Below are 13,724 nucleotides of genomic sequence, written 5' to 3'. Positions count from 1 at the left end.
AATGGAAATCAATACGATTATTGGCATCGTTGTTGCCATTATTATCATGCTAATTGGCTTAAGAATGATTTTAAAAAAGCCGAACCATGCTGAACCCTCGCTAGACAGTGATTTGCATATTAATCCTGAAAGTAATCAACCGGTTATCCCTCGTCATGTACGAGATCAACTTGAACAGCCAGAAGTTACTGTTGCGTCAGCAGCCGTTGCTGAACGAGTGGAACCAACTTTAAGCGAGCCAGCACAGTCAGAAGAAAAGGGAACAAAAGAACTAGAACAGGCTTCACAAGCTCAAACAGTCCAGACACAAGTACCCGTTGAAAATACGCCAGTAGAAGTAGAAGAAGTTAAAGCTGAAGAAAATACTGTTAGCCCAACTGTAAGTGAAAATAGTTCAGTTGAGTTAACTGACACCGTTTCTGCTGAACCAGAAGCTACAAGCTCATCAGAACCAAAAGTTGCAGAAGGGCAACCGAAAACTGAGCCGGAATTAAGCTTAAATCCAAATATCGAAACTGCTGAAATTGCTGAGTTTGAAGGTGAAAGCAACATTCTTGATGTACATTTACATGAGCAGCAGCGTTTTGATGACGAAAGTGCGTTAGCAATGGCTGAGCAGATTATCGCATTAAATGTATATCCAAATCCGCGCCGTGCGTTATCGGGTGATAAAGCACTGAAAGTGCTTTTGAAATATGGTCTACGTTACGGTGAAATGTCTTGTTTCCACCGCTATGAAAATACCGATGAGCCGAGTGCATTGATGTTCTCTGTATTGCGTATGACTGATAATGGTCCTGCTGGTTTCGATTTAGAAACTTTATCGACTGAGCAAGTTCAAGGTTTAGCATTTTTCCTTGCACTTCCAAACAGCAAAGCTGTTACCGGTTTTGACATGATGACCAGTATTGCAGGCCTTATTGCTCGTGAAATTGATGGTAAGGTTTATGATGAAAATAACCTTGAATTTACGCCACAGTTAAAAGAACATTGGCGCCATCATGTGATTGATTATCGTCCAGCACAGGCAACAGCCTAGTTTAAATTTTTGGTATAGGTTGCGATAATTGTAATATATCTAGTCGCAGCTCAGGGTGGAGAAATTTCCACCCTTTTTTATGGTGAAGAAAATAATGGCAATAACTTCCGTGATCGAACAGATGCGTCAGCTTATTCAATTGATTGCAAAGCATAACCATGCCTACTATGTCATGGATCAGCCGACAATCTCGGACAGTGAATACGATCATTTATTTCATCAGTTAAAAGCTTTAGAAGAACAATATCCGGAATTTGTACAAGCCGACTCACCAACAACAAAAGTAGGTGGTCAAGCGCTTTCAAAATTTGAGAGTGTGACACATGTGGTGCCAATGCTTTCACTTGGTAATGTATTTAACCAAGAAGACTTATTTGCATTTGCACGCCGTGTAGAAGAGCGACTTCCGAACCAGAAAGTACAATATGAAGTTGAGTTAAAACTCGACGGCCTTGCGATTTCACTATGGTATGAAAATGGTGTACTTGTTCGCGGTGTAACCCGTGGGGATGGCGAAACGGGGGAAGACATTACTCAAAACGTTAAAACCATTCGTAACTTACCTAAAGTTCTGCATTCAGAAAAATATGAAATACCTCGTCTACTTGAAGTACGTGGTGAAGTATTGATGCCAAAGTCTGGTTTTGAAAAACTCAATGCTGACCAAGAAGCAAAGGGAGAAAAAACCTTCGCTAACCCTCGAAATGCAGCCGCTGGAAGTTTAAGACAACTTGATCCAAATATTGCTGCTGCTCGACCTTTGGCATTTTATGCGTATGGGATTGCACAGTGTGAACCAAATCATGGCCTAACAACCATGCATGATAGCTTGCAATGGTTAACGGAACTTGGGTTCCAAATTGCTGAGCGTCAGTACTTGTGTAATTCAATTCAAGAAGTACAGCAGCGCTATGAGCAAATTCAGCAAGAACGTCCAAACTTGCAAGTTGAAATTGATGGCATGGTGGTGAAGGTTGATGACCTAAAACAACAACAGCAGCTTGGTTTCTTAAGTCGTGAACCACGCTGGGCAACTGCTTATAAATTCCCGGCACAAGCTGCATTAACTACAGTTGAGCAGATTGACTGGCAAGTAGGGCGTACAGGGACTTTGACCCCTGTAGCACGCTTAAACCCTGTTTTTGTGGGTGGTGTGACTGTTTCTAACGTAACGTTGCATAATATTGGGGAAATTCATCGTCTGGATGTACGCATTGGCGATACGGTAAGTGTATATCGTACGGGTGACGTGATTCCTAAAGTAGAAAAAGTTTGGCCGGAGTTCCGTCCTGCTGAAGCAGAAGTTGTTCATTTACCAGAGTCCTGCCCAGTATGTGCTTCGCCTGTAGTGATGCCTGAAGGTGAGGCTCTCGCACGTTGTTCAGGCGGTTTATATTGTGCCGCACAGCGTATTGAAGCCATTCGTCACTTTGTATCGCGTAAAGCGATGGATATCGAGGGCTTGGGAGATCGTTGGGTAGAATCTTTATTACGTCTCGATTTACTTAAAGATGTTGCTGATATTTACCATTTGCATGAGCACAGAGAAACTCTCTTGGGCATCGAAAAAATGGGAGAAAAGTCAGTACAGAACCTAATAGATGCGATTGAAGCAAGTAAGAAAACAACTCTAGCACGTTTTATTTATGCATTAGGTATTCGTGGAGTAGGTGAAACAACGGCTAGAATGTTAGCAAATACATTTCAGACGCTAGAGGCACTTAAAGCTGCGAATGTAGAAGCTTTAAAGAAAACCCCAGATGTAGGGGATATTACAGCAGAGTGGATTGCTGACTTTTTCTTGGCACCGCATAACATTGAAGTACTCGATCGTTTAATTGCCGCAGGAATTCATTGGGATGCACCAACAGCACCAACGCGTCAACCTTTAAATGGTGAAAGCTGGGTACTTACAGGTACATTAGAACAAATGACCCGTGATCAGGCCACTCAAATGCTACAAGCATTAGGTGCACGAGTAAGTGGGAGTGTTTCTAGCAAAACAAAATGTGTAGTTGCTGGTGAGAAGGCGGGTTCAAAATTAGAAAAAGCTGCGAAGTTAGGTATTCCCGTCATGAATGAAACAGATTTCTTATCACTCATGGCAGGCTATGGGCAAACTTTGAGCTAAAAGGTTAGCGAAATAAGAACCATTGATTTTAGTTACAAATTTATAAATTGATGGTTTTTGCTATATTTGAACGCTTGTCTGAGCTTATAAATCGGACAAGCGTTTCTTTTTGCAAAGGAAATTTAAATAACTTAAACTGCAAATGCGTATGTTTCTCATTTTAATTTGATAAAAATCATAAACTTAACTATTTTTTGTTTTGCAATCATTTTTAAGTTTGCCCATAATAGACTCATACGATAGGAGATTTATTATGCGTGGCAATCCAGAAGTCATAGACTATTTAAATATGCTCATTGGCGGAGAGTTGGCTGCCCGTGATCAATATTTAATCCATTCTCGTATGTATGAAGATTGGGGCTTAAACAAGATTTATGAACGTATTGACCATGAGATGCAAGAAGAAGCGTCTCACGCCGATGCGATTATTCGTCGTGTATTATTTTTAGGTGCCAAACCAAACATGCATCGTGAAGATATCAATGTTGGTACAGACGTTGTATCTTGCTTAAAAGCTGATTTAGCACTTGAATATCATGTGCGTGAAAAATTAGCGACAGGTATTAAACTTTGTGAAGAAAAAGGCGACTACATCAGTCGTGACATGTTACGTCAACAATTATCAGATACTGAAGAAGACCATACTTATTGGCTTGAAAAACAGTTGCGTTTAATTGAACTGATTGGCCTACAAAATTATATCCAGTCTCAAATTTAATGACTTGAAAAACCCAGCTTAGGCTGGGTTTTTCATTGGCTCATTTTAATAAAATGAAGTCACCATTTAAATGTTAATTCTGCCAAATTGAATATATTCAAAGCCTTACTACATAAGGCTTTGGCAGTTACAAAAAAGTCAGAAAATTTGTATCAGACCCCATGTTTTTTTTGTGGAATTGGATATAATTTCGCCAACAAAAACCCTTGCCTAGAAATTTAATGAGGCAAGGGTTTTTCTATGGGGAATCGGTTGGTATGGATCGCCAATGGTTTTATGGTGAGCTTCGCGTATATGTTATTTTCCAAACCTGCTGTTTTAGATACAGCTACTCTCTTAAGTACACAACGATTAGCAACTCGTCTTAGCTTTTTTAGCTTGGGCTTTGCGATATCTGCATGGGCACCACTTATTCCGTATGCTCAGCAACGTTTAAACCTAAATCATGCAAATTTTGGTTTATTGCTGCTTTGTATGGGAATCGGCTCAATGATTGCTATGCCTGCGACTGGGGCTTTAGTTAAGCGTTGGGGATGTCGTCCATTAATTGCTGTGGCGACCATACTCTTGATGGTATTACTACCAAGTTTAACGATCTGGCATAGTCTTGTATCGATGGCTGTAGCGTTATTCATTTTTGGTACGGCAGCAGGTAGTCTTGGCGTTGCTATTAATTTACAAGCAGTTGTGGTGGAAAAGCACAGCTTACGTGCGCTCATGTCTAGTTTTCATGGTATGTGTAGCCTTGGCGGTTTAATCGGTGCCATGCTTGTCACTGCACTATTAGCAATTGGCCTTTCACCACTCATGAGCACATTGTCTGTAGTCATGGTTTTATTGGTGGTGAGCTTTGTTGCCATTCCATCTGCCTTAACAACATTTGAGCAAGATGAACAAGGTGCAGCGGAAATAACTGACGCGCCTAAAAAATCTTCACGTCCGAACGGTACGATCCTTTTGATTGGGATGATGTGTTTTATTGCCTTTTTGTCAGAAGGTGCGGCAATGGATTGGGGTGGTATTTATTTAACCAGTAAATACCAGCTTAATCCTGCCTTTGCTGGGCTGGCTTATACTTTCTTCGCGCTTAGTATGACAAGTGGTCGTTTTGCAGGGCATATCTTGTTAAAACAGTGGGGTGAGAAAACTATTGTGACTTATAGTGCAATTGTCGCTGCTCTTGCTATGGTCACTATTGTGATGGCACCTGTTTGGCAAGTTGTCGTATTGGGTTATGCACTTTTAGGTTTAGGCTGTTCTAATATTGTACCAGTCATGTTCTCTCGTGTTGGACGCCAAAATGATATGCCTAAAGCAGCGGCACTGTCTTTAGTGTCAACGATTGCTTATACAGGTTCATTAAGTGGCCCAGCCTTAATTGGTTTGATTGGCCAGTGGACTAGCCTAACCACCGTCTTATCAGGAGTGGCGGTTTTATTAACCATGATTGCTATACTCAATCGCTTTACTCTTGTGAAGGCAAATTAATTTAAGCTTGCTTACCAGCCGCGGAACATCGAGAAAAACATCCTCGATGTTCCCTAAGCTTAAATTATTATAAGACATGGTAAGTGGGTTGATACTTTTCTTGTAAGGACAACTTAGACTTTGTGAATGTCGGAGAATTTTCTAAATCCTTCAAGAAATTATTTCGCCAATCACTCAGGTCAGTAGCTGCCAAACCTTCTATTAACTGTTCATAACGATTAATACGTTCAGCTTTTGACATCTCTAGAGCCGTTTTTAAAGAATCCATCATGGCTGCTCTATCTAATGGATCAACAATCAATGCTTGAGTCATTTGTTCAGCAGCACCGGCATATTTAGATAAAATCAGCACACCTGGGTTCTCTGGATCTTGAGCCGCAATATATTCTTTTGCGACCAAATTCATACCATCACGTAATGAGCTAATCCAGCAAATGTCAGAACGACGATAAATATGCATCAAGCTGTCATGTTGAACTGTGTCGAAGCAACAATCGATAGGCCGCCAATCTTCATGAGCAAACTCTTCATTAATCAGTTCTAATTTGGCCTTAAAGCGTTGGTATAAGCGTTGATAGGCTGGAATATCTGTACGTGAAGGCGTTGCAACTTGAAGATGACGTACCAATCCATGATATTCAGGATTAGTTTCAAGGAAAGTTGCAAAAGCATTGAAACGTTCAAGTAGACCTTTTGAATAATCAATCCGGTCAACCCCAATAATTGTTTTTTGACGTGGTATATCTTCAAAGTTAAATACGTATGGGGTATGAAAGACCTGTTGTGCTTGGCGCTGAATAAGCTCTGGCTGAACACCGATAGGATAGGACTTAATCAAGATTTGACGTTTTTTATAACTGATTCTGTCGCTTAGTATTTTTTGAGCTTCAAGTAAGCCCATACAGGTTTGCATACAGGTGTTCTGATCGGTTTGAGTTTGTAAACCAATCACATCATATTGGCAAAGATCTTGGACCAACTGTAGTGCAACTGGGATCTTGCGCCAGATATTTAAGCTTGCGAAAGGGATATGCAAAAAGAAACCGATTTTATTTTGCATACCTAATTCACGGCAATGACGAGCTACGCTGAAAAAGTGATAGTCATGCACCCAAATAAGATCATCGGGCTGAGCAATCTGCTGTAATTTTTCAGCAAATAAACGATTGACCTTTTGGTAGGTATTATATTCTTCTGCATTATATTCGATCAGGTCATCCCGATCATGCATGGCTGGCCATAATACTTTATTAGCAAAACCACAGTAGTACTGTGCATATTGCTGATGTGTAAGAGGGCAGGTAATGTAGTCGATCCCATGAGAATATGCCTGATCGAATTCAGGCGCTTCAGTATCGGTAATTTGCTGACCATTCCAGCCTAACCAAATGCCGTTACTATCATTTAATGCGTCTTGTACAGCTACTGCAAGGCCACCTGCTGAAGCCTTACCCGATGGCATACTAATTCGATTCGATAACACGATTAATTTAGACATATTTGTTCTCCATTCTGATCTTGACTATTTTTGACGTATAACTTTTTTATTTTTTCTAGGAAGAAAAAAAGAAAATTAGAAACACTATTAATATCTTTTAATCTATATTGAGCTTCTGTTTCACCAGAACCTACTTTAATTGAAGTGCCAAACTGTTGGTTAATAAAAATGAAACCTGTTTCATCCGTTAAATCATCTCCTATAAATATGGGATGAATTAACGGTAAATTAAGATGATTTAATATTGTTTGTATTGCTTTACCTTTATCTGCCTGTTTAGGTAATAATTCAACGACAAATTTTCCTCTATTTAATTTTAATTGAGGATAAAAATATTTAATCTGTTGCATAATATAAATTGCATTATCTTCTAATTCCGGGTTTTTTCGATAATGTAAAGCAATAGAATGTCCTTTATCCTCAATTAATAAATCGGGATATTTTTCACAAGAATTTATAATATCTTCTTTTAATTTTTGAAAATTAATATCGCTTAAATCTGGGCGAATATAAGTATCAGAATCAAAATAAATATCTAAACCATGTAAGCCCGCTATAGGTAATTCAATAGACTGAAGTAGCTTACTTGCTGTTTCAACATCACGTCCTGTTACAGCAATCACCGGTATATTTAATTCAATAATTTTTTTTATAACTTCTAAGGTGGTATTTGGAATAAAACTATGCTCAGGATGAATTTGAAATGGAGCTAATGTTCCATCAATATCCAGAAATAAACAATAATTTTTATCTGTAGGTAAGGTATTTATAATATCATTGGGTGTAACAAAATATGTATATTTTTCTCTCCCATCTGATATTATACTTTGATTGTTCATATTTGCCTGCCCATATTTTTTGATCAATATTTAATCTTCTAACATTAAAATGAATTGATGAGTCATTTTTTTTAATAAAAAAACATAAGTATTAACATTAATTACATTGCATAATGGATTTATGGGTGAAGTGTGGATTATGTTGTTTTTTGATTTGCTTCAATGTTTAGATAATTAAATTTTTGTATATTTCATATAAATATTTTAGGCCTTATTTATCAATATATTTCAGAATATTTAACAGCCCTAAATAGTTGATTTTACTTTTTTGAATTCGATTTTTATATTGATTTTAAAAGATATTTTAAATTGATATTAATATATAATTTCCATAAATTTGTCTTTGAGCGTGCATATGAAGTTACAAAATAAAATTTTATTGATTACAGGTTGGGGAGTAGGAATAGAACCTTTGCACTCGTTAAAATTAGGTTTAACGAAAGCTGGGTATGACACGCAACTTATTAATATTTTTAATGTTTTAGGTTGTGACTTTCACGAGCAGCTTGATTTTTTAACTGATATTGATGTGGTTGTAGGTTGGTCTTTAGGTGGACAGTTAGCAACATATCTGGTTGACTTTTTTTATAAACAAACGGGCCAAACTAAAACGTTAATTACGCTCGCGTCGAATCCTTGTTTTGTGGCTAATACCTCGTGGCATACTGCTATGCCTGCTGATGTATTTAGTCAATTTAAAGCATCCTTTTTACAGAATCCCCAAGCTACTTTAAAACGTTTTTATTATTTAATTACACTTGGCTCATCTCAGGCAAAACAAGATTGGCTTAGTGTACAAAACATAGCAAATCCGCCCTCAAATAAACTGTTGTTAGAAGGTTTGCAAATGCTTGAGCAGCTAAATTTGGTAGATAACTTGAAAAACTATCCGGGACGACAGCTTCACCTGTTTGCTGAACAAGATAATGTCATTCCTTGCAAGATTATGGAAAATTTTAAAGATATAGCGACAGAAAATATGAGTTATAAGCTAATAAAAGATGCTACACATGCTTTTCCCTACTTACAGGTAGAAAGAACAATTGAAGAAATCTGCCAATTTTTAACAATTCATCAGCAAAGTTCATAAGCTTTGATTGATCTCGCAATTTTCTTTCATTCTTAACAGGTTTAACATGTGCTAAATGAAAGATTTGATTGCTGTAAAAAGGTATAGAGGATGACCGATAATTTTGATTTGGAACATATTTGGCATCCATATACTTCAATGACCCAACCTTTACCCACATTTAAAGTGAAGCGTGCCTATGGAGCAACGATTGAACTTGATGATGGTAGAACTTTAATTGATGGTATGTCATCTTGGTGGTGTGCAATTCATGGCTATAACCACCCTGAACTTAATCAGGCAGTGACCGACCAGCTACAAAATATGTCTCATATCATGTTTGGCGGTTTAACTCATGATCCTGCTATTGAACTTGGCAAAATTCTTTTAAAAATTACACCGCCGAGTCTCGATAAAATTTTTTATGCAGACTCAGGTTCCGTTGCCGTTGAAGTTGCTTTGAAAATGGCTGTGCAATTCTGGACAGCACAAGGCCAGCCACAAAAAACAAATTTTATTACTACACGTTCTGGTTATCACGGTGATACATGGAATGCGATGTCTGTTTGTGATCCAGTGACAGGCATGCATCAGATTTTTGGTACCAGCTTACCGAACCGTCTTTTTGTAGCAGCTCCGCAAACCAAATTTCATGAGGAGTGGAACCGAGAAGATATTGCCGAGTTAGAGCAAGCTATTCAGCAAAATCATGAAAACCTTGCTGCACTTATTATTGAGCCGATTGTCCAAGGTGCAGGAGGCATGCGCTTTTATCACCCTGAATATTTACGTCAGGCTAAAGCGCTTTGTGAACAATATCATCTGTTATTAATTTTTGATGAAATTGCCACTGGTTTTGGTCGTACCGGTAAGCTTTTCGCTTGGGAACATGCACAAGTTGAGCCAGATATTATGTGCCTAGGTAAAGGGTTAACAGGCGGTTATATGACTTTGTCTGCGACCTTAACGACAAAGCATGTAGCAGAAACCATTAGTCGCGGTGAGGCTGGGGTATTTATGCACGGCCCAACTTTTATGGCCAATCCACTCGCTTGTGCCGTTGCTTTAAAAAGTACGCAATTATTAATTGAGCAAGATTGGCAGGCCAATATTAAGCGAATTGAGCAACAGCTTAGCCAATATTTAATGCCTTTAAGCCAGCTTGATTATGTTGCTGATGTAAGAGTGCTCGGGGCGATTGGTGTAGTAGAACTCACCTTTAATGTCGATATGAAAACTTTACAGCAACAATTTGTAGAGCGTGGAATCTGGATTCGTCCTTTTGGAAAATTAGTTTATGTCATGCCGCCTTATGTCATCACTCAACAAGAGTTAAGTGGCTTGCTCGAACAGTTGGTTGAAGTAGTTAAAACGATGCAGGGGGCACATTAAGATGTCATTGCTCGATCATTTTGCTACAGAGTTAGATGAGTTAAAACGACAAGGTAATTTCAGACAATTTACCCAAAATGTGCAGCATGGCCGTTTTATTACGATTCAAAATAAAACGATGCTCAACTTAGCTTCAAATGACTATCTTGGGTTGGCAGCTGATATTGATCTTCGCCAAGAATTTTTAGATTGCTATCCATTAGAACGCAGCTATTTTAGTTCTTCATCTTCACGTTTATTAACGGGCAATTTTGATGAATATGAACAGTTGGAAAATAGCCTAAGCCAAGCATTTGGTGGTCGGGCGGCTCTATTATTTAATAGTGGCTACCATATGAATATTGGTATTTTGCCCGCTGTTGCTGATAGTAAAACTTTAATTCTGGCAGATAAGTTAGTTCATGCCAGTATGATTGATGGGATCCGTTTGTCTGGTGCCCAGTATGTGCGCTATCGACATAATGATTTACAGCATTTAGAGCAACTTCTACAAAAGTATCATGATGATGACCAGATTGAACGAATTATTGTGGTCACGGAAAGTATTTTTAGTATGGATGGCGATGAAACAGATTTAACCGCTTTAGTCCAGCTTAAAAAACGCTTTGCTAAAACCATGTTATATGTCGATGAAGCGCATTCAATTGGCGTACGTGGACAGCAAGGTTTAGGATGTGCCGAACAATATAATGTAATTCAGGAAATTGATTTTCTAGTTGGTACCTTGGGTAAAGCGCTAGCAGCAGTCGGTGGTTATATTATTTGCCATCCAATTATTAAAGATTATCTCATTAATAAAATGCGTCCGCTTATTTTTAGTACCGCTCAACCTCCGATTGTTATGGCATGGGCAAATTTTATTTTTAAAAAAGTATTAATGGCTCAATCTCAACGTGAACATTTAAAAAATATTAGCCAATATCTTCAACAAGCAGTGGTGCAAAAGGGGTATGTGAGTCCATCGACCAGCCATATTATTCCAGTGATTGTGGGAGAAAGTCAGGCTGCTATCGATAAGGCGAAACAGGTTCAGGAAAGCGGTTTTTATGCCATGCCTGTACGTCCACCAACAGTACCTAAAAATAGTTCGCGTTTGCGCATTTCCTTAACATCAATGGTTGAGCAACATGAACTTGAAGCATTGGTGAGTTTCCTGTGAGTTTGAATAAAAATTTGGTTGCCCAACGTTTTGCTAAAGCAGGGCAAAGCTATTCAAAGCATGCAATTGTCCAAAAACAAATTTGCCAAAACTTAACGAACTTACTAAAGCAATTTTGTCCAAGCGCAATGTCACGTGTCTTTGAAATTGGTTGTGGTTCTGGCAATTTAACTCGTCTGCTTGTTGAATCTTTTCAAATTGAAAATTTAGTTTTAAATGATTTGTATGCAGAGGTGCAACAGCACTTTAATCATGAAGAACATGTGAAATGGTTAATTGGAGACGTTGAAACCTTAGAATTCCCTCAGCAGCTTGATATGATTGTTTCCGGTTCAGCTTTGCAATGGATGCAAGATTTACCACGGCTACTTCAACATTGCTATGCTGCTTTAAATGAGCAAGGCTGGCTATGCTTTTCAACATTTGGTCCTAAAAACCTCATTGAAATTAAAGAGCTAACTGGGCAAGGTTTAAATTATTGGAATCTTGAAAATTGGAATAGTGCCTTAACTCAGGCTGGTTTTGAGATTTTGCATTTGGCACAGTCAGAAACTCAGCTTTATTTCGATTCGCCTAAAGCTGTGTTGCAGCATTTAAAAGCAACAGGTGTAACGGCAACTGCTCAGCATCGTTGGACTAAGCAATCTTTACAGCAGTTTTATCAAGATTATGACCGGTTTAAGCACACCGAGGGGTACTCCCTAACATATCACCCGATTTATTGTATTGCCCGGAGAATGAAGTAAATGAGTGGCCAGATCTATTTTGTGAGTGGGATTGATACCGAAATTGGTAAAACCTACGCGACAGGTTTCTTAGCAAAATTATGGACTGAGCAGGGTAAAAAAGTAATTACCCAAAAACTTATTCAGACAGGTAATGCTGATATCTCAGAGGATATCCAGAAGCATCGTGAAATTATGGGGCAAGGTTGGTTTCAGGAAGATCATGACAAGCTGACTATGCCGGAAATCTTTAGTTATCCTGCTTCACCTCATTTAGCAACGCGTCTTGATAACCGAGAGATCGATTTTCAAAAAATTGAGAATGCGACTCAAACATTGGCTGAACGTTTTGAAATTGTATTGTTAGAAGGTGCAGGTGGCTTAATGGTACCCTTAACCACCAGTTTACTTACTATTGATTACGTTGCTCAGCATCAGTTTCCTGTTATTTTGGTGACGTCTGGTCGTTTGGGGAGTATTAACCATACATTGCTTAGTCTCGAGGCACTTAAGTCACGTGGTCTGAAATTAAAAGCTTTGGTTTACAACCTAAAAGATGAATCAAAAGATCCATTAATCTCTCAAGATACTTCAAATTATTTGAAGGACTATTTAGCCATTCATTTCCCTGAAGCTGAATGGATTGAATTAGCAAAAATGAATGAATTAAAAAATTAGGCCATAAAAAACCGCTCTAAATTGAGCGGTTTTTTGATTTAAAAGCTTTACTTAGAACTTTTTAAATCCACGGTTAAAACCAGTCGATTTGCGCTGATTACCTGTGTTAGCTGGCGCTTCTTTTTCATCATCACGACGTTGCTGACGTAAGTAACCACCACGGCGTGCTGCCATTGGCTTTTCTGTCATACGTTCGGTGCGACGTTTTGCCATACCAAATAAGCCTGTACCTTGACGTGGTTTTAACTCAACAGATTTTGCCAAGTTGTCGATGTCAGTTTTGTCGAGTTCCATCCAGCGACCAGTACGTAATTCGCGCGGTAAAATGACTGTACCGTAACGAGTACGCAATAAGCGGCTTACTTTAAGGCCTTGTGATTCAAAAATACGTCGTACTTCACGGTTACGGCCTTCTTTCACTACAACTTGATACCAGCGGTTAATACCTTCACCACCAATTTCAGAGAAAGATTCGAATTTGGCAGGGCCATCTTCAAGCTCTACACCGTTGACCATGTTTTGACGTAATTGTGGTGTTACTTCACCCATTACACGTACAGCGTATTCACGTTCAATTTCATTAGATGGGTGCATTAAGCGGTTAGCAAGCTCGCCATCGTTTGTAAAAAGTAATAAACCTGTACTGTTAATATCTAGACGGCCTACCATTACCCAACGGTCATTTGCAATTTGTGGTAAATGATCAAATACGGTTGGACGCTTTTCAGGGTCATTACGTGAACAGATTTCACCCTCTGGTTTATAATAAATCAGTACACGACGACGAATTTCATCTTCGATCTGGAACTGAACTTTACGGCCATCAATGCGTAATTCATCGCCTGGTTCAATGCGCTCGCCAACTTGGGCAACGCGGCCGTTCACACTCACGCGTCCTGCGGCAATAACCTCTTCCATATATCGGCGAGAACCTAATCCGATTCGCGCTAATACTTTTTGCAATTTTTCACTCATGACAGCACAACCT

Annotated in this window: 12 protein-coding genes; 9 read left to right on the top strand and 3 right to left on the bottom strand. The window is 38.8% G+C overall.

All coding sequences use genetic code 11. From position 1 onward, the window contains the following. Nucleotide 1: 1 nt before the first annotated feature. The 4 genes from C1642_RS10305 (at nucleotide 2) to C1642_RS10290 (ending at nucleotide 5,376) form a co-directional block, all read left to right on the top strand. Entirely contained in the window at nucleotides 2–1,039 is a 1,038-nt protein-coding gene (locus C1642_RS10305; protein WP_103236286.1) for a cell division protein ZipA C-terminal FtsZ-binding domain-containing protein, read from the top strand. A gap of 94 nt (nucleotides 1,040–1,133) precedes the next feature. After that, the gene (gene ligA / locus C1642_RS10300; RefSeq protein WP_001018835.1) at nucleotides 1,134–3,170 is read left to right on the top strand and encodes an NAD-dependent DNA ligase LigA; all 2,037 of its coding nucleotides are present in this window, start codon (nucleotides 1,134–1,136) and stop codon (nucleotides 3,168–3,170) included. A gap of 253 nt (nucleotides 3,171–3,423) precedes the next feature. After that, nucleotides 3,424–3,888, top strand: coding sequence for a heteropolymeric bacterioferritin subunit Ftn (gene ftn / locus C1642_RS10295; protein WP_001214863.1), 465 nt, complete (start codon nucleotides 3,424–3,426; stop codon nucleotides 3,886–3,888). Between the two features lie 294 nt (nucleotides 3,889–4,182). Further along, a complete protein-coding gene (locus C1642_RS10290) occupies nucleotides 4,183–5,376 on the top strand; it encodes an MFS transporter (RefSeq protein ID WP_103236310.1) in 1,194 nt (397 codons plus the stop codon). Between the two features lie 67 nt (nucleotides 5,377–5,443). Here C1642_RS10290 and C1642_RS10285 read toward each other — a convergent pair whose 3' ends face one another. Together C1642_RS10285 and otsB are read right to left on the bottom strand one after the other, a co-directional pair. Then, nucleotides 5,444–6,874 (bottom strand): alpha,alpha-trehalose-phosphate synthase (UDP-forming), encoded by a 1,431-nt coding sequence (locus C1642_RS10285; protein ID WP_000040111.1) that lies wholly within the window; start codon nucleotides 6,872–6,874, stop codon nucleotides 5,444–5,446. Next, nucleotides 6,862–7,713 (bottom strand): trehalose-phosphatase, encoded by an 852-nt coding sequence (otsB, locus tag C1642_RS10280; protein ID WP_032009331.1) that lies wholly within the window; start codon nucleotides 7,711–7,713, stop codon nucleotides 6,862–6,864. Before otsB ends, C1642_RS10285 begins: the two co-directional genes overlap by 13 nt. Before the next feature lie 355 nt (nucleotides 7,714–8,068). Between otsB and C1642_RS10275 the strand changes: the two genes are divergently transcribed. The 5 genes from C1642_RS10275 (at nucleotide 8,069) to bioD (ending at nucleotide 12,736) form a co-directional block, all read left to right on the top strand. Beyond that, nucleotides 8,069–8,803, top strand: a complete 735-nt coding sequence (locus C1642_RS10275) for a hydrolase (protein WP_103236285.1) — start codon at nucleotides 8,069–8,071, stop codon at nucleotides 8,801–8,803. 90 nt (nucleotides 8,804–8,893) lie between these two features. Further along, nucleotides 8,894–10,174, top strand: coding sequence for an adenosylmethionine--8-amino-7-oxononanoate transaminase (gene bioA, locus C1642_RS10270; RefSeq protein ID WP_000131443.1), 1,281 nt, complete (start codon nucleotides 8,894–8,896; stop codon nucleotides 10,172–10,174). 1 nt (nucleotide 10,175) lies between these two features. Beyond that, nucleotides 10,176–11,333: an 8-amino-7-oxononanoate synthase gene (locus C1642_RS10265; RefSeq protein ID WP_000054324.1), complete on the top strand. Its 1,158-nt coding sequence runs from the start codon at nucleotides 10,176–10,178 to the stop codon at nucleotides 11,331–11,333. Beyond that, entirely contained in the window at nucleotides 11,330–12,079 is a 750-nt protein-coding gene (bioC, locus tag C1642_RS10260) for a malonyl-ACP O-methyltransferase BioC (RefSeq protein ID WP_000055872.1), read from the top strand. Before C1642_RS10265 ends, bioC begins: the two co-directional genes overlap by 4 nt. Next, on the top strand, nucleotides 12,080–12,736 hold the full coding sequence (gene bioD, locus C1642_RS10255) for a dethiobiotin synthase (RefSeq protein ID WP_000016600.1): 657 nt from the start codon (nucleotides 12,080–12,082) through the stop codon (nucleotides 12,734–12,736). Nucleotides 12,737–12,787: 51 nt separating this feature from the next. Here the strand turns inward: bioD and rluB are convergent, their stop codons facing one another. Beyond that, the gene (rluB, locus tag C1642_RS10250) at nucleotides 12,788–13,711 is read right to left on the bottom strand and encodes a 23S rRNA pseudouridine(2605) synthase RluB (protein WP_001291249.1); all 924 of its coding nucleotides are present in this window, start codon (nucleotides 13,709–13,711) and stop codon (nucleotides 12,788–12,790) included. Nucleotides 13,712–13,724: the final 13 nt, after the last annotated feature.

Origin of the sequence: Acinetobacter sp. AKBS16 (genome assembly GCF_002899995.1) — a bacterium.
Taxonomy (GTDB): domain Bacteria; phylum Pseudomonadota; class Gammaproteobacteria; order Pseudomonadales; family Moraxellaceae; genus Acinetobacter; species Acinetobacter baumannii.
Note: the sequence above shows the minus strand (reverse complement) of the source record. Positions and strands in the feature narration are given on the sequence as shown.

What these genes read in the sequence shown, in the direction of transcription:
- ligA (WP_001018835.1), top strand. Translation starts at nt 1,134, where the DNA reads ATGGCAATAACTTCCGTGATCGAACAGATGCGTCAGCTTATTCAATTG.
- C1642_RS10285 (WP_000040111.1), bottom strand. Translation starts at nt 6,874, where the DNA reads ATGTCTAAATTAATCGTGTTATCGAATCGAATTAGTATGCCATCGGGT.
- ftn (WP_001214863.1), top strand. Translation starts at nt 3,424, where the DNA reads ATGCGTGGCAATCCAGAAGTCATAGACTATTTAAATATGCTCATTGGC.
- bioA (WP_000131443.1), top strand. Translation starts at nt 8,894, where the DNA reads ATGACCGATAATTTTGATTTGGAACATATTTGGCATCCATATACTTCA.
- C1642_RS10290 (WP_103236310.1), top strand. Translation starts at nt 4,183, where the DNA reads ATGTTATTTTCCAAACCTGCTGTTTTAGATACAGCTACTCTCTTAAGT.
- bioD (WP_000016600.1), top strand. Translation starts at nt 12,080, where the DNA reads ATGAGTGGCCAGATCTATTTTGTGAGTGGGATTGATACCGAAATTGGT.
- C1642_RS10265 (WP_000054324.1), top strand. Translation starts at nt 10,176, where the DNA reads ATGTCATTGCTCGATCATTTTGCTACAGAGTTAGATGAGTTAAAACGA.
- otsB (WP_032009331.1), bottom strand. Translation starts at nt 7,713, where the DNA reads ATGAACAATCAAAGTATAATATCAGATGGGAGAGAAAAATATACATAT.
- rluB (WP_001291249.1), bottom strand. Translation starts at nt 13,711, where the DNA reads ATGAGTGAAAAATTGCAAAAAGTATTAGCGCGAATCGGATTAGGTTCT.
- C1642_RS10305 (WP_103236286.1), top strand. Translation starts at nt 2, where the DNA reads ATGGAAATCAATACGATTATTGGCATCGTTGTTGCCATTATTATCATG.
- C1642_RS10275 (WP_103236285.1), top strand. Translation starts at nt 8,069, where the DNA reads ATGAAGTTACAAAATAAAATTTTATTGATTACAGGTTGGGGAGTAGGA.